18 protein-coding genes are annotated in these 19,091 nt (G+C 71.7%); 11 read left to right on the forward strand and 7 right to left on the reverse strand.

Going from position 1 to position 19,091, the window contains the following annotated elements:
- Nucleotides 1–25 precede the first annotated feature (25 nt).
- From K8612_RS26940 to rsmB, 4 genes are read left to right on the forward strand one after another with little or no spacing between them, the layout of a single operon-like run.
- The gene (locus K8612_RS26940) at nucleotides 26–616 is read left to right on the forward strand and encodes a signal protein (protein WP_223741217.1); all 591 of its coding nucleotides are present in this window, start codon (nucleotides 26–28) and stop codon (nucleotides 614–616) included.
- Between the two features lie 34 nt (nucleotides 617–650).
- Nucleotides 651–1,589, forward strand: a complete 939-nt coding sequence (fmt, locus tag K8612_RS26945; protein ID WP_223741216.1) for a methionyl-tRNA formyltransferase — start codon at nucleotides 651–653, stop codon at nucleotides 1,587–1,589.
- A 49-nt stretch (nucleotides 1,590–1,638) separates the two neighbouring features.
- The gene (locus K8612_RS26950) at nucleotides 1,639–2,595 is read left to right on the forward strand and encodes a type II 3-dehydroquinate dehydratase (RefSeq protein ID WP_223741215.1); all 957 of its coding nucleotides are present in this window, start codon (nucleotides 1,639–1,641) and stop codon (nucleotides 2,593–2,595) included.
- Nucleotides 2,592–3,908 (forward strand): 16S rRNA (cytosine(967)-C(5))-methyltransferase RsmB, encoded by a 1,317-nt coding sequence (gene rsmB, locus K8612_RS26955; protein ID WP_223764393.1) that lies wholly within the window; start codon nucleotides 2,592–2,594, stop codon nucleotides 3,906–3,908. The genes K8612_RS26950 and rsmB overlap by 4 nt, the downstream gene beginning before the upstream one ends.
- A 15-nt stretch (nucleotides 3,909–3,923) precedes the next feature.
- Here the strand turns inward: rsmB and K8612_RS26960 are convergent, their stop codons facing one another.
- Nucleotides 3,924–4,823: a LysR family transcriptional regulator gene (locus K8612_RS26960; RefSeq protein ID WP_223741213.1), complete on the reverse strand. Its 900-nt coding sequence runs from the start codon at nucleotides 4,821–4,823 to the stop codon at nucleotides 3,924–3,926.
- A gap of 128 nt (nucleotides 4,824–4,951) precedes the next feature.
- Nucleotides 4,952–5,248 carry a hypothetical protein gene (locus tag K8612_RS26965; RefSeq protein WP_223764394.1) on the reverse strand — a complete coding sequence of 99 codons (297 nt, stop codon included), beginning with the start codon at nucleotides 5,246–5,248 and terminating at the stop codon, nucleotides 4,952–4,954.
- A gap of 73 nt (nucleotides 5,249–5,321) precedes the next feature.
- Here K8612_RS26965 and K8612_RS26970 point away from each other — a divergent pair, with 73 nt between their 5' ends.
- Nucleotides 5,322–6,431 (forward strand): MJ1255/VC2487 family glycosyltransferase, encoded by a 1,110-nt coding sequence (locus tag K8612_RS26970; protein WP_223764395.1) that lies wholly within the window; start codon nucleotides 5,322–5,324, stop codon nucleotides 6,429–6,431.
- 14 nt (nucleotides 6,432–6,445) lie between these two features.
- Here the strand turns inward: K8612_RS26970 and K8612_RS26975 are convergent, their stop codons facing one another.
- Both K8612_RS26975 and K8612_RS26980 read right to left on the reverse strand, forming a co-directional pair.
- Nucleotides 6,446–7,486 carry an SDR family oxidoreductase gene (locus K8612_RS26975; protein ID WP_223764396.1) on the reverse strand — a complete coding sequence of 347 codons (1,041 nt, stop codon included), beginning with the start codon at nucleotides 7,484–7,486 and terminating at the stop codon, nucleotides 6,446–6,448.
- Nucleotides 7,487–7,529: 43 nt separating this feature from the next.
- Nucleotides 7,530–8,039 carry a peroxiredoxin gene (locus tag K8612_RS26980; RefSeq protein WP_223741209.1) on the reverse strand — a complete coding sequence of 170 codons (510 nt, stop codon included), beginning with the start codon at nucleotides 8,037–8,039 and terminating at the stop codon, nucleotides 7,530–7,532.
- 161 nt (nucleotides 8,040–8,200) lie between these two features.
- Here K8612_RS26980 and K8612_RS26985 point away from each other — a divergent pair, with 161 nt between their 5' ends.
- The 3 genes from K8612_RS26985 (at nucleotide 8,201) to K8612_RS26995 (ending at nucleotide 11,712) form a co-directional block, all read left to right on the forward strand.
- The gene (locus K8612_RS26985; RefSeq protein ID WP_223764397.1) at nucleotides 8,201–9,334 is read left to right on the forward strand and encodes an aminotransferase class I/II-fold pyridoxal phosphate-dependent enzyme; all 1,134 of its coding nucleotides are present in this window, start codon (nucleotides 8,201–8,203) and stop codon (nucleotides 9,332–9,334) included.
- A 161-nt stretch (nucleotides 9,335–9,495) separates the two neighbouring features.
- Entirely contained in the window at nucleotides 9,496–10,380 is an 885-nt protein-coding gene (locus tag K8612_RS26990; protein ID WP_223764398.1) for a hypothetical protein, read from the forward strand.
- A 39-nt stretch (nucleotides 10,381–10,419) separates the two neighbouring features.
- On the forward strand, nucleotides 10,420–11,712 hold the full coding sequence (locus tag K8612_RS26995) for a hypothetical protein (protein WP_223741206.1): 1,293 nt from the start codon (nucleotides 10,420–10,422) through the stop codon (nucleotides 11,710–11,712).
- 25 nt (nucleotides 11,713–11,737) lie between these two features.
- Here the strand turns inward: K8612_RS26995 and K8612_RS27000 are convergent, their stop codons facing one another.
- On the reverse strand, nucleotides 11,738–12,715 hold the full coding sequence (locus K8612_RS27000; RefSeq protein ID WP_223764399.1) for a hypothetical protein: 978 nt from the start codon (nucleotides 12,713–12,715) through the stop codon (nucleotides 11,738–11,740).
- A gap of 407 nt (nucleotides 12,716–13,122) precedes the next feature.
- Here K8612_RS27000 and K8612_RS27005 point away from each other — a divergent pair, with 407 nt between their 5' ends.
- A complete protein-coding gene (locus K8612_RS27005) occupies nucleotides 13,123–13,863 on the forward strand; it encodes a PP2C family serine/threonine-protein phosphatase (RefSeq protein WP_223741204.1) in 741 nt (246 codons plus the stop codon).
- 201 nt (nucleotides 13,864–14,064) lie between these two features.
- On the forward strand, nucleotides 14,065–15,888 hold the full coding sequence (locus K8612_RS27010) for a methyl-accepting chemotaxis protein (RefSeq protein ID WP_223741203.1): 1,824 nt from the start codon (nucleotides 14,065–14,067) through the stop codon (nucleotides 15,886–15,888).
- A gap of 14 nt (nucleotides 15,889–15,902) precedes the next feature.
- On the opposite strand, the gene K8612_RS27015 is transcribed toward K8612_RS27010, so the two are convergent.
- Nucleotides 15,903–16,667 carry an SDR family NAD(P)-dependent oxidoreductase gene (locus K8612_RS27015; protein WP_223741202.1) on the reverse strand — a complete coding sequence of 255 codons (765 nt, stop codon included), beginning with the start codon at nucleotides 16,665–16,667 and terminating at the stop codon, nucleotides 15,903–15,905.
- Nucleotides 16,668–16,863: 196 nt separating this feature from the next.
- On the opposite strand from K8612_RS27015, the gene K8612_RS27020 reads away from it, so the two are divergent.
- Nucleotides 16,864–18,045: an acyl-CoA dehydrogenase family protein gene (locus K8612_RS27020; RefSeq protein WP_223764400.1), complete on the forward strand. Its 1,182-nt coding sequence runs from the start codon at nucleotides 16,864–16,866 to the stop codon at nucleotides 18,043–18,045.
- An 81-nt stretch (nucleotides 18,046–18,126) separates the two neighbouring features.
- On the opposite strand, the gene K8612_RS27025 is transcribed toward K8612_RS27020, so the two are convergent.
- Complete coding sequence (locus tag K8612_RS27025) at nucleotides 18,127–19,008, reverse strand: DUF2058 family protein (RefSeq protein WP_223764401.1); 882 nt, start codon at nucleotides 19,006–19,008, stop codon at nucleotides 18,127–18,129.
- Between the last annotated feature and the right edge of the window lie 83 nt (nucleotides 19,009–19,091).

Consider the following 19,091-nt stretch of genomic DNA (forward strand, 5'->3'; position numbering starts at 1 on the left):
CTCCTGGGGTACGCTGGTCAACGACATGGCCCCTGCCGAAGACAGTCGTAACGCGTCGCGTCCGACCATCGTGCGCCGGACGTACCTGCTCGACCGAGAATTCCAGCTCAAATACATCCTGCTGCTCACCGGCATGGGCGCCGGCAGCATGCTGCTGTTCGGCGTGCTGTCGCAGCAGGTGCACCGGATGTCCGCCGAAGGGGGCCTGTCCGGCGAGGAGACGCTCTGGTGGCTCACCGGCGTGGCCACCGTGGGCCTGGGCATCGCGCTCGGGCTGTTCGGGCTGCTCTTCACGCACCGTGTGGCGGGCCCCGTCCACGTGATGAGCCTCTACGTCGCGGCGCTCGCGGCGGGCCGCTATCCGCGCCTGCGTCCGCTGCGGCGCAAGGACGAGCTGCGCGCCTTCTTCGCGCGCTTCAGCGAGGCGGTGGACCGCATCCGCCAGCGCGAGGCGGACGAGGCGCTGGCGCTGGAGAAGGCGCTGGACGTGCTCAAGGACGTGGCCACCACCCCCGAGGCGCGCGAGGCCCTGTCCACGCTGGAGGCGCTGCGCGCGCGCAAGCGCCAGGCGGTGGACACCTCCGCGCCGCCCGCCACCTTCAAGTCCGTGGCCTGACGCCATTCCTTCTTCCACACGGGATTTCCCTCACATGAGCAGCCGACCCCGCATCGTCTTCATGGGCACGCCCGAGTTCGCCGTGGCCTCGCTGGAGGCCTGCTTCGACGTGGGCGACGTCGTGGCCGTCGTCACCCAGCCGGACAAGCCCAAGGGCCGGGGCAACGCCGTCACCGCGCCGCCCGTGAAGGAGCGCGCCCTGGAGAAGGGCATCCCCGTGCTCCAGCCGCAGAAGCTGCGCACGCCGCCGTTCTCCGAGGAGCTGCGCCAGTACGCCCCCGACGTCTGCGTGGTGACGGCGTACGGAAAGATCCTCCCCAAGGACCTGCTGGCGCTGCCCGCGAAGGGCTGCGTGAACGTGCACGCGTCGCTGCTGCCGCGCTTCCGGGGCGCCGCGCCCATCCAGTGGGCGATTGAACACGGCGACAGCGAGACGGGCGTGTCGCTGATGGTGATGGATGAAGGCCTGGACACCGGCCCCGTGCTGGCGATGAAGCGGCTGCCCATCGCGCCGGATGAGACGAGCGCCACGCTGCACGCGAAGCTGTCCGCGCTGGGCGGCGACATCCTGCGCGAGTCCCTGCCGCGCTACCTGAACGGCGAGCTGACGCCCCGGCCGCAGCCCTCCGAGGGCATGGTGCTGGCGCCCATCATCGACAAGGAGAACGGCAAGCTGGACTTCACGAAGCGCGCGGTGGAGCTGGACCGCCGCCTGCGCGCCTTCACGCCGTGGCCCGGCGCGTACACGCTCCTGGGGGGCAAGGTCTTCAAGGTGCACCGGATGCGGGCCGCGGAAGGGAAGGGCGCGCCCGGCACGGTGCTGTCCGCGGGGCCGGAGGGCATCGAGGTCGCCTGTGGCGAGGGCTCGGTCGTCTTCCTGGACGTCCAGCCGGAGGGCAAGCGGGTGATGCGCGCGGCGGACTTCCTCTCCGGCCACAGATTGCAGCCGGGCAGTCAGCCGTTCACGTCTTGAGCGCGCCGCCGGGCGCCATGTGGAATCCTCGCGTCATGGAGTCGTACGGATGGGCATGAAGCTGCTGGTGTTGCACGGGCCGAACCTCAACCTCCTGGGCGAGCGCGAGGACGTCGCGGGGGGGCGCCTGACGGACCTGGACGCGGCCCTGCGCGCGAAGGCGAAGGCGCTGGGACTGACGCTGACCATCGTCCAGTCCAACCACGAGGGCGTCCTCATCGACACGATCCACGCCGAGCGCAAGAACGTGGAGGGCATCCTCATCAACCCGGCGGGGTACTTCACGTCCTACGCGCTGAAGGAGGCGCTGGAGGCGGTGGGGCTGCCCGCCATTGAGGTCCTGCTCAAGCCGCCCGCCCGCGAGTCCGTGGTGGCGGAGGCGTGCGCCATGCAGGTGCTGGGGCTGCACGGCTTCGACCCGTACATCCAGGCCCTGGAGACCTTCGCGAGCGGCATCTTCCACCCCGCCATCCCCGGGCCGGTGAAGACGCTGGGCCGCCGCAAGAAGGGCGCCGACGCGGACGACGACTCCCGCCCGAAGCCCAAGCTGGTGGGCCGCGTGCACCCGCTCAAGAAGGACGACGCGCCGGAGCCCACGCCGCTGGCCGCGCCCGCGCGCTCGCTGCGGCGCACGGCGGAGGCCGGGGGCCCGCTGAAGACGCTGGGCCGCAAGTCCGTGCCCACGGTGGTGAAGGCGGACGGCAAGCCGGGCAAGACGCTGGGGCGCGCGGCGAAGGGCGGCGCCACGCCCGCGTCGGACCTGCTCACCCGGGCGCTCGTGCGCCAGAAGATCGCGGACCGGCTGGCCGGACGGCTCAGTGAAGCGGAGCTGGCCACCTGGGCCCGCGCGAAGTATCAGCAGGTCCAGCGTGGTGAACCGGCGGAGAGCGGCCACCGCGAGCTCCTGGAGGACAGCCTCCAGAGCCTGACCCTGTCCCATCTGCCCGCGACGCGGATGTCGGACGAGCAACTGGTGGACCTGATGACCCGGCTGGAAGAAGGATGAACGCCCGTATCCTCGCCATCAACATCCTCGCGCGCGTGCGCGCCACGGATGCCTACCTCAACGTGGTGCTGGACACGGTCCTGTCGGAGACGCCGCCCAAGGACCCCCGCGACGCGGCGCTCGTCACCGAGCTGACCTACGGCGCCACCCGCCGGCAGCTCGCGCTGGACTACGCCATCACCCGCTTCGCGGACCGCAAGCTGGACGCGCTGGAGGACAAGGTCCTGGCCGCCCTGCGCGTGGGCGCCTACCAGCTCTTCCACACCCGCGTGCCCGCGCGCGCCGCCGTGGCGGAGACGGTCCAGGCCCTCAAGGACGTGGGGCTCGCGCGCGCGGCGGGCTTCGTCAACGCCATCCTGCGCAAGCTGTCCGAGCTGCCCTCGCCGCCCTTGCCCTCCCAGAAGGACCCGGTGGAGTACCTGTCCGTGCGCGAGAGCCACCCGCGCTGGCTGGTGGAGCGGTGGATCCGCCAGTTCGGCCGCGAGCGCGCGGAAGCGATGCTCGTCGCCAACAACACGCCGCCCGCCGTCGTCATCCGCGCCAACAGCGCCAGGGTGACGCGCGACGCGCTGCTCGCGCAGTTGAAGGACGTGGGCGTGGACGCGCGCGCCACGGAGGCCTCGCCCGTGGGCATCATCCTGCCCTCCGTGGGCCGCGTGGAGGACGTGTACGGCTACTCCGAGGGGCTGTGGCAGGTGCAGGACGAGGCCGCGCAGTTGGTGGGCGTCTACGGCGCCATCCCGGAGACGGCGCGCGTGCTGGACGCGTGCGCGGCGCCGGGCGGCAAGGCCTGTCACCAGGCGGAAGGCCACGACGTCGTCGCGGTGGACCTGCACGCCAACAAGCTGCGGAAGATTGAGGCCGAGGCCCGGCGCCTGGGGCTGTCCGGCCGCCTGAAGGCCTACGCGCACGACGCCTCCGAGCCGTTCCCGGAGAGCTGGGGCGAGTTCCACGCGGTGGTGGTGGACGCGCCGTGCTCCGGGCTGGGCACGCTGCGCCGGCACCCGGAGCTGAGATACCGCCGCAAGGAGGAGGACGTGGCCCGGCTGGCCACGCTCCAGCGGCGCATCCTGGAGAACTGCCAGGAGGCGGTGCCGCCCGGCGGCCTGCTCGTCTACGCCGTCTGCACGCCGGAGCCGCAGGAGGGGCAGGACCAGGTGGACATGTTCCTGCGCAGCCACCCGGAGTGGACGGCCGAGCCGCCCGTGCTGCCCGGCCTCAAGCTGCCGCTCGCGCAGGCCTGGCTGCGCACGCTGCCCGGGCCGGAGGGCTACGACGGCTTCTTCGCGGCCCGGCTGCGAAAGCTCTACTGAAGCGCCGCCGGGGCTTCAGTCGTCCTGCGGAATCTGGGCGGCCTGCTTGAAGGCCTCCAGCACCGCGGCGGACGCGCGGTCCAGGTACTTGCCCTTGCGGATGAGCAGGCCGATGGGGCGCGACACCGGCCCCTCCGCGAAGGGCTTCGCCACCAGCGAGCCGCCCTTGATCTCCGCGTGGGCCGTGGCGATGGGGAGGATGGCCACGCCCAGGCCCATCTCCACCGCGCGCTTGATGGTCTCCACGTTGTCCATCTCCATCACCGGCGTGATGTCGATGTTCTTCTCGCGGAACAGGCGGTCCAACGCCTTGCGCGTGGGAGCTTCCCGGTCGAAGGCGATGAAGGGCACGCCCGACAGCGCGGTGAGGCTCACCTTCGCCTTGCTGGCGAACGCGTGGTTGGTCGCGCAGACCACCGCCAGCTTGTCGTCGCGGAAGGGCAGGATGTCCACGCCCGCGCGCGGCTGCGGATAGGCCACGATGCCAATCTCCGCCGCGCCCAGAATCACATCGTCGTAGACCTGATCATTGCGCCGGTAGTTCAGGCGCATGTTGACCTTGGGGTGCGTCTTCAGGAGCTGCTTCTGCACCACGTTCAGCTCGTGCAGACCCACCGAGTAGATGGTGGACACGGTGGTCGCGCCCTGGACCTCCGTGGCCTGCTCGCGGATCTCCTGCTCCACCTCCGCGAAGCGCGCCAATATCTCCTTGCAGCCCCGGAACAGGCGCTCGCCCGCCGGCGTGGGCGTCACCTGCCGCGCGCTGCGCGAGAGCAGCTTCTGCTCGTAGCGGTTCTCCAGCGCGCGAATCTGCTGGCTCACCGCCGACTGGGTCACGTGATTGAGCTGCGCCGCGCGCGAAAACGAGCCCGTCTCGACCACGTCACAGAACATCTTCAACGATTCGAGCTGCATGGGGCGTCTCCTACCCTCAAACCTAATGGCCGGGCCAGTAGTAATTAGTTGACCTACCCCGCATGCGAAAATGGCCTACAGGGAAAAGTGCCCGGCTGCTTGCGCGCCGCGGCGGAATCCTTGGGCTCTCAACCGCTGGAGTCATGGCCGTCCTCGGGTGGACGCGGGCGGGTGAGGGCGAAGAGCGCGGCGCCCAGGGCGACGAGTGCTCCGCCAGAGAGCGTCTGCACGCGGCCCAGGTCGCGGTCCGTCTCATGGAGGAGCTGGCACTCCTGCGGGGACAGGTGGGCGCAGTCCGCGGGGGCGAAGAGGGCCCTCGCGCCCAGCCCGAGCAGCCCCACGCCGCCCAGCATGAGGCCGGCGATGCCCCCGAGCGCCGCGGCGCGCAGGACGGAGGCACCCCGGTGCGAGGGCAGGGAGGTCATGGACCGGGAGGCGTAGCACCGTCCCGGGCCGGAGGGGACAGGGGAGGGTGTCCCGGGCGTATGCTTCCGGACCATGCGAATCCTGTATGGGGTCGTCGGCGAAGGGATGGGCCACGCCACGCGCTCGCGCGTGCTGCTGGAGGCGCTGACGAAGGAGCACGAGGTCCACATCGTGGTGTCCGGGCGGGCGCAGCACTACCTGGCCCAGCGCTTCCAGAACGTGCACGGCATCTGGGGGCTCACCATCGCCTACGAAGGCAACTCGGTGAAGAAGTGGCAGACGGTGCTGCAGAACCTGCAGGGCGCCGTGAAGGGCTGGCCGCAGAACGTGCGCCAGTACTTCGACCTGGTGGAGGGCTTCAAGCCGGACGTGGTGGTGAGCGACTTCGAGACGTTCAGCTACCTGTTCGCGAAGAACCACCGGCTGCCCGTCATCAGCGTGGACAACATGCAGGTCATCAACCGCTGTCAGCACGACCCGGCGCTGCTCGCGGGCCATGAAGAGAGCTTCGAGGCCACGCGCGCCATCGTGAAGGCGAAGCTGCCCGGGGCCTTCCACTACCTCATCACGTCGTTCTTCTACCCGCCCGTGCGCAAGCGCCGCACCACGCTGGCGCCGTCCATCCTCCGCCCCGAAATCCTGGCGGCGAAGCCGGAGGCCGGTGAGCACCTGCTCGTGTACCAGACGGCGACGACGAACACGCACCTGCCCGAAATCCTCAAGCAGTCCGGCGTGCCGTGCCGCGTGTATGGCCTGCGCCGCGACCTCAAGGAGGACGTGGTGGAGGGCAACCTCACCTACCGGCCCTTCAGCGAGGCGGGCTTCATCGACGATTTGCGCACCGCGCGCGCGGTGGTGGCGGGCGGCGGCTACACGCTGATGAGCGAGGCCGTCTACCTGCACAAGCCCGTGCTCAGCATCCCCGTGGGAGGCCAGTTCGAGCAGGTGCTCAATGCCCTCTATCTGGAGAAGCTGGGGTACGGGATGTATGTGAAGGACTTGAGCCTGGACGCGCTGCGGACGTTCCTCGCCCGCGTGCCCGCCTGCGCGGAGGCCCTCAAGGGCTACGAGCAGGACGGGAACGTGAAGATGCTCACCGCTCTGAACGACCAGTTGGCGCAGGCCTACGAGCACCGCGGCCACTGGCGCATGGAGCTGGCGGAGATGGACGGCAAGGCGTAGCCGCCGCCTCCTCGTCAGTGCAGGGACACCTCGTTCTCGTTGTTGCGCTCCGCCGCGCGGCGGCTCATCTCCGTGAGCCAGGAGCGGGTGAGGGGTGTCTCGCTCTGGTGGCCCTTGTGGCGCTCCGGGGTGCTGTCCTGGGGCAGCAGCCGGTTGACGGCGTCCAGCACGCGCGCGGTGAGGTTGGGCGCCAGGGCCCGGCCCACCGCGCCCAGCTTCGCGGGCATGCCCACCAGCGCCTCCGAGTCACCCCGGCGGCACGCCTCGATGATTTTGCGCGCCACGCGCTCGGCGCTCATGGACACGCCCATCATCGAGTTGCTCACGTGGAACCACGCGTACTCCTTCTCGTGGTCCCCCTTGAAGTCCGCGTTGCGCGGGCTGCCGGTGCGGATGAGGGACGGGCACGCCGTCGTCACGCGGATGCCGTCCTGGGCCAGCTCCGTGCGCAGCCCGTCCGACAGGCCCACCAGCGCGAACTTGCTCGTGGAGTACGGCACCAGGTGCGGGATGCTCAGCCTTCCGCCCATGGAGGACACGTTGACGATGCGGCCCTCGCCTTTCGCCTTCATGTCCGGCACCACCGCGAGCGTCGTGTACAGCGGCCCCCACAGGTGTGTGTCCACCGCCTGCTCGAAGTCCTCCAGCGTCATGGACTCCAGCGGGCCCACCATGATGACGCCCGCGTTGTTGATGAGCACGTCCACCGCGCCCCAGTGCTCGTGGACGGCGCCCACCATGGCGTCCACCTGCACCTGGTCGCGCACGTCGCAGCGCAGGGTGAGCACCGCGCCGCCCAGCCGCTCCAGGTCCGCGTGGGCGCGCTGGAGCGAGTCCACGTCACGTCCGCAGATGGCCACGCGCGCGCCCTCCTTCAGCAGCATGCGCGCCATCACCAGCCCCAGCCCCCGGGAGCCGCCGGTGATGAGCACCGTCCTGCCCTTGAAGCTGTAGCGGGGCCGCAGCGCGCGCTGCAGCCCCACGACGGCCCCCACCCCGGCGGCCAGCGCGCCCAGGGAGAAGCCCTTTCGCTCGGTGTGTCGTCGGTCGGCCATGGTGCGACTCTCCTGGAGGGGGAAGGGTGGGCGGACAGGACGCTCAGGGGTTGGAGGCCGCGGCCTGGTCCTCCTGCTCGCGGGACACCTCGCCGTGGAGCGCGGGCGGCTCCTCACCGGGCAGGTCCTTGAGCAGCGCGCGCACGCGGCGCAGGGCGTCCTTGCCGCCGATGCGGTTCTTCAGCCGCCCATCCGTGCCGAAGAGGAGGAAGGCGGGGTGCTTGTCCACGCCGTAGGCGCGGGCCATGGAGCCGTCGTCCATGGCGATGGGGTAGCGCAGGCCGTGCTCGCGCGCGAAGCCCTCCACCTTGTTGGTGTCCCGCAGCTCCGTCTCGTCGTGGGTGACGTCCACGCCAATGACCTTCAGGCCCTTGGGCCCGTAGTCCACCACCCACTGGTTCACGGCCTCGAACTGCTTCGCGCAGTCCTCGCAGTCCATGGTCCAGAAGTGGAGCAGGACGGGCAGTCCATCGAGCTCCGAGACGTGGACGGGGGCGTTCACCCACCCGCCATCCGGGTCCAGGAGCGTGAGGGGGATTTTCGTCGAGGCCATACGGGCTCCCTATGGGAAGTGGAAAGCGCTTCAACGGGACGTGACTCAAGCTATGCATGCGCCACCGGTTGCTCCCGGCTGCGCGCCCGTCCGCTCGCCTGTCCGGCAAGGGCTGTTGGCCCGCTCCGCCCACCGGTGGGCAGGCGGGCATGGAGACCGTGATGCGCATCCCCGACTTCGACCTGGAGCGGTACTTCGCGCGCTGGGAGTTCGCCGCGCCCTACCTCCTGTGCGCCTCCGACGTGGAGGGCTGGCGCATGGCGGACCTGCTGGCGCTCGCGTCGCCGGAGGACCGCGCCCGCTGGGACGGGCTGACGCTCGGCTACACGGAGACGCCCGGCCTGCCCGCGCTGCGGGACGCCATCGCGGGGATGTACCCGGGCCTGACGCCGGAGGACGTCCTCACCTTCGCGGGCGCGCAGGAGGGCCTCTTCGTCGCGATGAACGTCCTGATGGGGCCCGGCACGCACGCCGTCGTCACCTGGCCGGGCTACCAGTCGCTGTACGAGGTGGCGCGCGCCTCCGGCGCGGACGTGACGCTGCTGCCCCTGCGCGAGGAGGACGGCTGGGCGCTGGACCTGGACGCGCTCACCGCGGCGCTGCGCCCGGACACGCGCATGGTGGTGGTGAACTTCCCGCACAACCCCACCGGCTCGCTGCCGGACCGCGCGACGTTCCAGAAGCTGTGCGCGCTGTGCGAGGCGCGCGGCATCCACCTCTTCTCCGACGAGGTGTACCGCCTGCTGGAGTACGACGCGAACGACACCCTGCCCCCCGCCGCGTCGTGCTTCGCGAAGGGCGTGAGCCTGGGCGTGATGTCCAAGGCGTTCGGACTCGCGGGCCTGCGCGTGGGCTGGCTGGCCACGCGGGACCAGGCGCTGCTCGCGCGCTGCCGCGCCTTCAAGGACTACACCTCGCTCTGCAACAGCGCCCCCAGCGAGCTGCTGTCCCTCATCGCGCTGCGCGCCCGCGACCGGGTGCTGGAGCGCAGCCGCGGCCTGCTCACCGCGAACCTCGCGCGGCTGGATGACTTCTTCGCCCGCCACGCGGACACCTTCCACTGGGTGCGCCCGCGCGCCGGCAGCGTGGCCTTCCCCCGTCTGCGACAAAACATTCCGGTCGCGCGTTTCACTGAGTCACTGGTTACCCGCGAGGGTGTGTTGCTGTTGCCCGGCCACGTGTATGGCTTTCCGGGCAATCACTTCCGGTTGGGGTTGGGGCGCGCCAACCTGCTGGAAGCACTGGAGCGGCTGGAACGCTTCGTGCGGGAGGGCGGACTGGACGCGCTGGCGTGACGTCCCCCGCCGGCGCGGTGCGTCAGGTTTTCCACTGACGACTGGACTTTCGGGTTATCGCCTTCCCCTGAAACAACCCCTAGAGTGGTTGTCCCCTCGCCCGGCCTGCGGCCGTGCGCAAAGCCCTCTCATCCCCCCGAGAGGCCAGGAGACACACCCCGATGAAGATGCTGATTGGCGCGGCCGTGACCGCCGCGACGCTGTTGGTGGGTACCGAAGCCGCCGCGACGAACTACACGCTGTGGATCCACGGCCGCAACGGCGGCACGACGAAGCCGGGCAACTACAACGACTTCAGCTACTGGGGGCCGTCCACCACCGCGGCGGGCGTGAACAAGAAGGCCGTCAACTGGAACGGCACGCAGCGCATCGGCGCGGAGAACTACCGCATCCGCAACGCGCTGGACTGCTTCTGCACGGGCAACAACTCCTGCTACATCGCCGTGCACAGCGCCGGTGACCTGCAGATCGGCTACGCGCTGTCGCTGTACGGCACCAGCACGCGGCCGGTGACGGACGCCACGCCCAACGCCAACGGTGAATGCGGCAAGGTGAGCAACGGCACGCGGGCGGGCTGGAACATCAAGTGGGTGGCCGTGGCGTCCGGCGCGGGCGGCGGTAGCGAGCTGGCGGACCACGGCGACTGGGCGGTGAGCGAGCCCCTGGTGAGCGACCTGGTCACCACCACGGCGCGCTCCATGTACAACCACAACGCCACGGCCAACGTGGAGTTCCTCATGTTCGCCGGCTCCAAGGGGACGCTGTACTCCGGCATCCTCCCGGGCCAGGACGACGAGGCGGTGTCCTACCACTCCACGGGCGGCGTCTCCGGCAGCAGCGGCGGGTCCTACTGCAACCCGGGTGACTGGTTCTGCGGCGGCACGCTCAACCTGCTGAAGAACGCGTGCAGCGACGGCCGGGCGAAGTGGAGCTTCCACTCCGTGTACTTCCGCGACGACGGCGAGTCGTTCAACCACTACGCCAACGGCAACTGGGGCGGCATCGTCTCCAAGGTGCGCGAGTACATGGTCCAGTACGCGTACTAGACTGACGGCTTCCCCCGCCCCCTCCGGCGAAGCCCGCTCATGACACGCGAAGACGGCCCCGTCCCCTCCGCCTCCCGGCTGCGCCACGGCCGGTGGTTGCTTGCCCTCGTGCCCCTGGTGCTCGTGGGAGGCGCGTTCTTCTGGTGGCAGGGAAGCGAAGGGGCCGAAGCGCCGGAGGGCGCACCGGAGCCCACCTCCGCTCCGGTACCCGACCTCCGTGAGGAGGCGCGGGCACCGGCGGGGCGCTCCAGCGCGGCCATGGCGGCGGCCGAGCCCGCCGCGCCGTCACTGCTCAGCCCGGAGGCCCGCGAACGCGAGGCCCGCCGCGAGCTGTGGCAGAAGCGGCTGGAGCGCGCGAAGCGCTCGTTGGAATCCTATGTGGCGGCCACGCGCTACCCGCCCGAGTCGCGGCCCAGCCGCGAGCATCCGGATCAACTGGAGCTGGCGGAGCCGGAGCGCACCCGGCCGCTGAGCCCCAAGGCGGCGGAGGACGGCACCTCCGACGTGCAGCTACGGCTCAAGCAGGACAAGGTGTTCGTCGTCGGTGACGAAGCGGTGCTCTTCTCCGTGGCGTGCGAGGACTCGCGCCGGGCGCCGCGCCCGTGCGAGGTGGTGTCCGCGCTGGCGCACGAGGCGGACCACCTGGCGGACGCGGGCGGCGTGCCGGGCGTGCCGGTGACGTTCGTGGACTCGGGCCAGGGCGGCGACGCGGTGGCGGGTGACGGGGTGCTCACCGGGCGCCTGCAGCCGTCGAAGCAGGGCTTCGCGATGTTCTCCGGCACGCTGCGCGTGGTCCTCCGCGTGCGCTCGGGGTCGCTGGAGGACTCGGCGTTCTTCGACGTGCTCTACACGCCCGCGCCGCCGGCCACGTTCACCGGCAGGGTGCGCGAGGTGCTGGAGGGCGGGTCGTTGGATCTCTACCTGCCCGTCCAGGTCCGCAAGGCGGGGCGGTACGTGGTGTCCGGCCGGCTGGACGACGAGGGCGGCGTGCCGTTCGCCGTGGTGTCGTTCAACGAGGAGCTGCAGGAGGGGGCGCAGGAGGTGAAGCTCAACGTCTTCGGCAAGGTCGTCCGGGACGACAAGCCCACGTTCCCGCTGACCCTGCGCGACGTGGAGGGCTTCCTGCTCAAGGAGATGGGAGACCCGGACCGCGAGCTGATGGTCACGCTGCGAGGGCCCGTGCACACCACGCGCGTGTACTCGCTCGAGCAGTTCTCGGACGCGGAGTGGAGGAGCCCGGAGCGGGACCTCTACACCCGCGAGCTGGAGAAGGACGTCATGGAGGCGCAGAAGCAGCTCGACGCCGCGCTCAAGGACACGCCCGAGCCCTGAGCGTCAGGGCCCGGCCGCGAGGGGCTCAGGATTCGAGCGGAGGCGGCGGGGGCGTGTGGGCCGCGTCGACCTCCACGAGGTCCGCGTCCTGCACGTCCTCGACGCCGGGCTCCACTTCGGAGACGGGCGCCTCGCGCCGCGCGGGCGGGAGCGCCGTGCCCGTCGAGAGGGCCTCCGCGTAGGCCGCGGCGTAGGCGGCCTCGGCCTGGACGGCCTCCATCGTGAAGTCGTCCGCGTCCGCGAGGAAGTCATTAGACGACGGGGGGCTCGGCGGCGCATCCGGCGGCAGCGCCTCCGGCCCGCCGTCCTCCAGCGTGGCCAGGAACCCGTCCGCGTCCTCCATCGCGCCGGACGCCTCCAGGCCCTCCGCGTCGCCCGCCGCGTCCGGCGCCGGCGCGTCCACGCCCAGGTCGTCGCCCAGCGCGGCCAGCTCCTCGTCGCTCAGGCTGGACAGGTCACCGGACTCCAGCAGGAAGAGCAGGTCCTCCGCCTCCTGCGCGGAGACGGTGCTCGGCATGGTGTCCAGGTTCTGCAGCTCCCACGCGGCCGCGTCGGGCGACAGGATGTCGGAGGGGTCCAGGGACGGATCCGCCGCGGGGGCCTCCGCGCGGCGCTCCGCCTGCTGGAAGTGGCGCGCCTGCAGGAGCGGCGTGGACGCCTGGGGCAGGCCCAGCCGCTGCGCGTACGCGGGGGCGGCGGCCTCGAAGGTGCTCTCCCCCGCGAAGGTGCGCAGGTGGGGGTTCTCCAGCAGCGCGGCGCGGGTCTCCGGGGCTTCCTCCGAGGAGGCTCCGTCCGACGTCAGCCCCAGGTCCGCGAGCAGCGCGCCGGCCAGGTCGCCCTCGGCGTCCGCCTTGAAGTCGCTCTCGTCGGAGAAGCCCCGCCGCACCGGCTCCACCGGCGTCATGGGCTCCTGCTTCACCGGGGCGGTGACCTCCAGCTCGTTGGAGATGGACCAGGCCCGGGACGTCGAGATGCCAGAACCCACGCGGCGGATGGATGTCATGGTTCTCCTCGGGGGGTGGCCCGCAGGTCGGACAGCTCCTGCATTGTCCGCCGGGGGCGGCGGGAGTTGCTAGGGGGACGCGAGCCATCCCCATTGGCCCCGAGGCCCGGTATCCTACCGGCGCCCATGAGTCCCACCCTGGCCGCACACGTGGACGCCCATCCCGCGTCCTCCCACGAAGTCCGCCCTGGCCTCCAGGGTGTCCCGCCCGTTGAAAAGTCGCGGCGGGACGGGGTGCAGGCGACCGCAACGTCGGTCCTCGGACAGGGGCGTGCGGGGGCGCGGAGGGAACGCGCACCCGGACGTGCTCCAGAGGCGAGAACCCCATGGGGGAACCCCGGCCAGGAAGCGACCGGGCCGTTGGCCTCCCGTTTGCTGTCCGGGAGCCCAGCCAGGAGGCGGTGGTGATGAGATTCGAGTGCGCGGGGCAGACCCACATCGGCCGGCGTCCGCACAATGAAGATGCGTACTGCGTGCTGCCCGAACGCGGGTTGTTCGTGGTGGCGGACGGGCTGGGGGGGCAGGAGGGCGGCGAGGTCGCCAGCCAGTGCGTGGTGGACACCTTCGCGGGGTTCAGCGACCGGTTGGATCGCGACCGCGACGGCACCTGGCCGGACGCGGTGGACCCCGCGCGAAGCCGCGAGGAGAACTACCTGGCCGCCTGCACCGCGCTCGCCCAGCGCACGTTGCGCGTGCGCCGCGTGGGCAAGCTGAAGGAGATGGCCTCCACGGTGGTGGCGCTCGCGGTGGGAGAGCGCAGCGCGGCGGTGGCCCACGTGGGCGACAGCCGCCTGTACCGCCTGCGCGAGGGCCACCTGGAGTCGCTCACTCGCGACCACTCGCTCATCGAGGAGCTGCGCGCCGCGGGGCGCGAGCCGCCCGGCAACCCGGCCAACCTGCGCCACCTCATCACCCGCGCCCTGGGCACGGAGAACGCGGAGCCCACCGTGCGCCGGCTGGAGGCGCAGCCCGGGGATGTCTTCCTCCTGTGCTCGGACGGGCTGTATGAGCCCCTGGGCCCGGAGCTGATGAAGGAGCAACTGCGCGCGCCCTCCGCCCAGGCCGCGTGCGACGCGCTCGTCACCGCCGCCTACGAGGCTGGTGGCCGCGACAACATCACCGCCGTCGTGCTGCGCGTGGCGGCCTGAGCGTCTACCCGCCGCGTCACATGCTGGGAGTGCGTGGGCCCTGGACCCCACAGGTCGGTCCCGACCGCCGACCCGACGCGATGGGTCCGCCTGGACGGAGGGGGAGTCACCCTGCACAGGGACTTCATTCCTTCGCATCTTCCAGGTTAATCTGGGGGCTCCCCCTCGCGTCTCCCTCCCCCCTCCGAGCACCCGTTGCGTATGACGCTCAGCCTTGCCGCGCGCCTGACCGCGGCCCTCACCGCCGTTGTCATCACCCTCACGCTGCTGACCGTGACGCTGCTGGGGCTCTCGCTGCGCTCGCGCGTGGAGTCGGAGATGGCCTCCGCCCTGGCGCGGGACGCGACCCGCTGGCAGGCGTTGAAGGACCAGGAGCTGCGGGTGCTGGCGGAGCTGGGGCGCGTGGCGGCGGCCAACCCCGTGTTCACGGCGGCCTTCGCGGAGGACCCCTCGGAGGCGAACGCCCTGATGACCGAGCACCGCATGGTGCTGGGCGTGGACCTGATGGCGCTGGTGGGCGTGGACGGGACGGTGCTCGCCTCGTCCGGTGAGCGGACGCTGCCGGGCATCGACAAGGTGGTGCGCCAGCAGGGGCAGGTGCTGCTGCCGGCCACGGGCGTGCCCCTGTTCGCGGTGTCGCAGCCGCTGCGGTCCAACGGCGTGCCGGTGGGCTTCCTGGTGGTGGGCGCGGAGCTGGGCGCGGAGGACCTGCGGCGGCTGGAGGACGGGAGCGAGGACCTGGAGGCGCTGCTGCACGCGGGGCCCCGGCTGGTGGCCAGGTCGGTGCACGCGGTCCAGGCGAAGGCGCTGCTGGCCGCGGCGGGCGCGGGCGGGGCGAACGGCGCCGAGGTGGACGTGGGCGGCGTGTCGCTGCACGTGTCGCGGGTGGACGTGGGCGAGGGCCTGGAGCTGGTGCTGGCGCGCGGCGCGCAGGCGGAGTGGGCGCGGATGCGCTCCACGCTGATGGCGGTGCTGGGGCTGGGGCTGCTCGTGGCGCTGGTGGCGGGCGGGGGCGTGTTCCTGCTGGTGCGGCGGATGATGGCGCCGCTGGGCGCGCTGACGGCGGCGGCGGCGCGGGTGGTGGCGGAAGGGGACTTCAGCGGCACGTTGGACATCCACTCCCAGGATGAGATTGGCCAACTGGCGTCGTCCTTCGGGGACATGATGGCGCGGCTGCGCGCGGTGCTGATGGCGCTGAAGAACTCCGCGCAGGAGCTGGAGGCGACGGCGCTGGAGCTGGCGAACTCCGCGTCGGACCAGAACCTGGCGGTGACGCGGCAGGCGGCGGCGCTGCACCAGACGCAGATCGCCGCGCGGCAGCTCCAGGAGAGCTCGCGGGCGGCGGCGCAGCGGGCCACGGGCGTGCTGCGCGAGGCGGAGAAGGCGGGCGCGGTGGGGCAGGCGGGCGAGTCCGCGGTGGCGGGCAGCGTGGGCGGGCTCACGCACATCCGTTCGCAGGTGGAGCGCATCTCCAACACGGTGTCGGAGCTGCGGCAGAGCACGCGGCAGGTGGGCGACATCACCGGCACGGTGAAGGACCTGGCGGACCAGTCCAACGTGCTGGCGCTGAACGCGGCCATCGAGGCGGCGCGCAGCGGCGAGGCGGGGCGGGCGTTCGCGGTGGTGGCCCGGCAGATGCGGTCGCTGGCGGACCAGTCCGCGACGGCCACGGCGCGCGTGCAGTCCATCCTGGCGGACATCGGCCGCGCCATCTCCGAGGCGGTGCAGACGAGCGAGGGCGGCACGCGCGAGGTGGAGGGCGGCCTGGAGCAGGCGCGCGCGGCGGGAGAGAGCCTGCGCGCGCTGGCCGAGGTCATCCAGAACAACAGCGTGTCCGTGAAGAGCATCGCGGACATGGTGAGCCAGCAGGACGCGGGCATCGCGGAGCTGTTCGCCGCGCTGAGCGACCTGACGCGGCTGGCGGACGAGACGGTGGAGCGCGTGGCCACCAGCGCCGTGGCCGCCGCGCGCCTCACCACCGCGTCCCACGAGGTCAGCAACATCGTGGGCCAGTACCGCCTGTGACGCGGTGAGGAGCGCTACGCCGCCTCGCCGCCGTCGATGGCGTAGGCCGCGCCGGTGATGGGCGCCGCCGCCTCCGACGCGAGGAAGAGGCACATCGCGGCCACCTCCTCCGGCTGGATGATGCGGCCCATGGCGCTCATCGCGGCCAGGGCCTCGCGGGCCTGCTCCTCGCTGCGGCCCGTCGTCTTCGTGATGGCGGCCGTCGCGCCCGCGAACATGTCCGTCTCCACCCAGCCCGGGTTCACGATGTTCACGGTGACGTTCTTGCGCGCGTACTCCACGGACAGCGCGCGCGTCAGGCCCAGCAGCGCGTGCTTGGACGCGCAGTAGGCGGACGTGTACTTCGCCCCGCGCGTCGCGGTGATGGAGCCGATGTTGATGACCCGGCCGCCGCCCGCGGACGCCATGGCGGGCATCAGCTCGCGGCACAGCAGGAAGGGCGCCGTCACGTTCACGGCCATCACCTTCGCCAGGTCCGCCGTGGACGTCTTCGTCAGCGGCGCGGACACGGTGATGCCCGCGTTGTTCACCAGCACCCGGGGCGTCCCCGCCGCCAGCACGGTCTTGCACGCCGCGAGCAGCGCGGGCTCGTCCGCCACGTCCACCGTGAGCGCGCGGATGCGCTCGCCGCCTTCCTTGCGCAGCGCCTCCAGCGACTCCGCCGAGCGCGCCAGCGCCCAGACGTCATAGCCCTCGCGCGCGAACGCCAGGGACACCGCGCGGCCAATGCCCCGGCTGGCGCCCGTCACCACCACGGACTTCGTCGTCTCGTTTGCCATGGCCGGACAGCATAGGGCCAACGCGCGCGGAGCCGGGCGCACGGTGCAGGGCGAAATGCATCATCCGCGCTGCCGGAGACGCTTGCGCCGCGGTCGCCGGGGCAAGGCCTGCTGGCCGCTTCCCGCCGGACGTTCGCGTCCACGCCAGGTCCCCGGCGTTTGACGGCTCCCGCGGGGCGACGTCAAAGTCGCCGCCATGCCCCGCGCCGACATCACCGACCTGTTCCGAATCGACGACCTGCTGTCCGCCGAGGAGAAGGCCGCTCGCGACGCGGTGGCCCGCTTCGTGGACGCGGAGGTGCTGCCCATCATCGGCAAGCACTTCCGCGACGGCACCTTCCCCGCGCACCTCATCCCGGGCCTGGCGGAGCTGGGCGTGCTGGGCGCGAACCTCCAGGGCTACGGCTGCGCGGGGATGAACTCCGTCAGCTACGGCCTGGTGTTGCAGGAGCTGGAGCGCGGCGACTCCGGCCTGCGCAGCTTCGCGTCCGTGCAGGGCTCGCTGTGCATGTTCCCCATCCACGCCTACGGCAGCGAGGAGCAGAAGGCGCGCTTCCTGCCGGGCATGGCGAAGGGGCAGCTCATCGGCTGCTTCGGCCTCACCGAGCCCGACTTCGGCTCCAACCCCGGCGGCATGCGCGCCCGCGCCCGGAAGGACGGCGACACCTGGGTGCTCAACGGCACCAAGGCGTGGATTACCAACGGCGGCATCGCGGACGTCGCGGTGGTGTGGGCGAAGACGGATGACGGGGGCCCGGAGTCCGTGCGCGGCTTCCTGGTGGAGAAGGGGATGCCCGGCTTCAGCGCGCGGGAGATCCCCGGCAAGTTCTCCCTGCGCGCGTCCCACACCAGCGAGCTGTCCTTCCAGGACGTGCGCGTGCCGGACCACAACGTGCTGCCCGGCGTGGTGGGCCTGCGCGGCCCGCTGTCGTGCCTCAACAACGCCCGCGCGGGCATCGCGTTCGCGGTGACGGGCGCGGCCATCGCGTGCTTCGAGGGCGCGCGCGAGTACGCGCTGGCCCGCACGCAGTTCGACGGCAAGTCCATCGCCGGCTACCAGCTCACGCAGGAGAAGCTGGCGGACATGCTCCAGGAGATCGTCAAGGCGCAGCTCTTGAGCCTGCGGCTCGCGCGCCTCAAGGACGAGGGCAGGAGCAACCCCGTGATGGTGAGCCTGGCCAAGCGCAACAACGTGAAGAGCGCGCTCGACATCGCCCGCGTGGCCCGGAGCATCTACGGCGCCAACGGCATCACGGACGACTACCCGCCCGTGCGCCACATGCTGAATCTGGAGAGCGTCTTCACCTACGAGGGCACCCACGAGGTGCACACGCTGGTGCTGGGCAAGGCCATCACCGGCATCGACGCGTTCGGCTGAGGGCGAGCGCGCAACGGCCGGTGGAAGCCGCGCCTCCCCTCGCCCCCGGAAGGGGAGGAGGGGAGGGCACGGGAAGGAACGTCAGGACTGGGTGCCGCCTTCGCCGCTCGGCTCGGACGAAGGCTCGGCGGCGGGGGCCTCGGCGGACGCGTCGCCCTCCTCGGAACCCTCCGCGGCGGCCTCGGGCTCGTCGGCGACCTCCGGCGCGGTGCCGGAGGCCTCGGCGGCCTGCTGCGCCTTGAGCTCCTCGTCGTTCATGAAGCCGACGGGGTTCTCCTTGCGGTTGAGGAAGCGCACGGCCTTGGCGGACAGCGCGTACATCTGCTCGGCCGCGGCGGCGGGCACCAGCGAGTGTTCAATCTGCGCGGGCTCCGGACGCTCCACCACGCCCAGCTCGCCGTCCTCCAACTGCTTGGCCTGCGCGGGGCTCAGCTCCATGCGGCGCAGCTTCCCCTTGCGCGTCATGAAGTAGAACGCCGTCTCGCCCGGCTCCTGGGGCACCTGGGCGCCGAGCACCAGCTCGCGCAGGGCGCGGTCCAGCTCCACCTGCTTCTTGGACTCGGCGCGCTGGTAGGCCTTGGAGCCCGGCATGGGCGGCAGCTTGGGGATGGGCTTCTCCGCGGACGCGCCCGGACGCGCGCTGGCGCCGAACCCGCCCTGGGGGCCGCCCCGGAAGCCTCCGCCCTGGCGCGGCGGACCGCCCGCACCCTGGCGCGGGGGACCTCCGGCGCCGCGCGGCGGACCGCCACCGCCCTCGCGGCGCGGCGGACCTCCGCGGTCCTCGCGGCGCGGCGGGCCTCCGGCTGTCCGATTCTCATCACGACCGCGAGGGGCCGGGGCGCGTGGAGCGCTCCCCCGGCTGTCCTCCTGGCGCCGTGGCGCCGAGGGCGTGGAGTCGGACTTCTTGGCCTGCTCCTCGGAGACGAGGCCCGCTTTCAACAACTTGTCTCGCAGGTTCTGCATGGGTTGGGCGTTCTATCCCTTGCACGGCCGCACGCAAGCCACCGCTTGCCGCTCCTGTCCCCCCCACGTAACTTGCCGCCCCC

It is taken from the genome of Corallococcus sp. AS-1-6, assembly GCF_020037015.1.
Classification (GTDB): domain Bacteria; phylum Myxococcota; class Myxococcia; order Myxococcales; family Myxococcaceae; genus Corallococcus.

Coding starts and splice junctions, on each gene's coding strand:
- K8612_RS26970 (WP_223764395.1), top strand. CDS start 5,322: ATGCGAATCCTGTATGGGGTCGTCGGCGAAGGGATGGGCCACGCCACG.
- rsmB (WP_223764393.1), top strand. CDS start 2,592: ATGAACGCCCGTATCCTCGCCATCAACATCCTCGCGCGCGTGCGCGCC.
- K8612_RS27025 (WP_223764401.1), bottom strand. CDS start 19,008: ATGCAGAACCTGCGAGACAAGTTGTTGAAAGCGGGCCTCGTCTCCGAG.
- K8612_RS26975 (WP_223764396.1), bottom strand. CDS start 7,486: ATGGCCGACCGACGACACACCGAGCGAAAGGGCTTCTCCCTGGGCGCG.
- K8612_RS26995 (WP_223741206.1), top strand. CDS start 10,420: ATGACACGCGAAGACGGCCCCGTCCCCTCCGCCTCCCGGCTGCGCCAC.
- K8612_RS27020 (WP_223764400.1), top strand. CDS start 16,864: ATGCCCCGCGCCGACATCACCGACCTGTTCCGAATCGACGACCTGCTG.
- K8612_RS27000 (WP_223764399.1), bottom strand. CDS start 12,715: ATGACATCCATCCGCCGCGTGGGTTCTGGCATCTCGACGTCCCGGGCC.
- K8612_RS26940 (WP_223741217.1), top strand. CDS start 26: ATGGCCCCTGCCGAAGACAGTCGTAACGCGTCGCGTCCGACCATCGTG.
- K8612_RS27005 (WP_223741204.1), top strand. CDS start 13,123: ATGAGATTCGAGTGCGCGGGGCAGACCCACATCGGCCGGCGTCCGCAC.
- fmt (WP_223741216.1), top strand. CDS start 651: ATGAGCAGCCGACCCCGCATCGTCTTCATGGGCACGCCCGAGTTCGCC.
- K8612_RS26950 (WP_223741215.1), top strand. CDS start 1,639: ATGGGCATGAAGCTGCTGGTGTTGCACGGGCCGAACCTCAACCTCCTG.
- K8612_RS26990 (WP_223764398.1), top strand. CDS start 9,496: ATGAAGATGCTGATTGGCGCGGCCGTGACCGCCGCGACGCTGTTGGTG.
- K8612_RS26985 (WP_223764397.1), top strand. CDS start 8,201: ATGCGCATCCCCGACTTCGACCTGGAGCGGTACTTCGCGCGCTGGGAG.
- K8612_RS27010 (WP_223741203.1), top strand. CDS start 14,065: ATGACGCTCAGCCTTGCCGCGCGCCTGACCGCGGCCCTCACCGCCGTT.
- K8612_RS26960 (WP_223741213.1), bottom strand. CDS start 4,823: ATGCAGCTCGAATCGTTGAAGATGTTCTGTGACGTGGTCGAGACGGGC.
- K8612_RS26980 (WP_223741209.1), bottom strand. CDS start 8,039: ATGGCCTCGACGAAAATCCCCCTCACGCTCCTGGACCCGGATGGCGGG.
- K8612_RS26965 (WP_223764394.1), bottom strand. CDS start 5,248: ATGACCTCCCTGCCCTCGCACCGGGGTGCCTCCGTCCTGCGCGCCGCG.
- K8612_RS27015 (WP_223741202.1), bottom strand. CDS start 16,667: ATGGCAAACGAGACGACGAAGTCCGTGGTGGTGACGGGCGCCAGCCGG.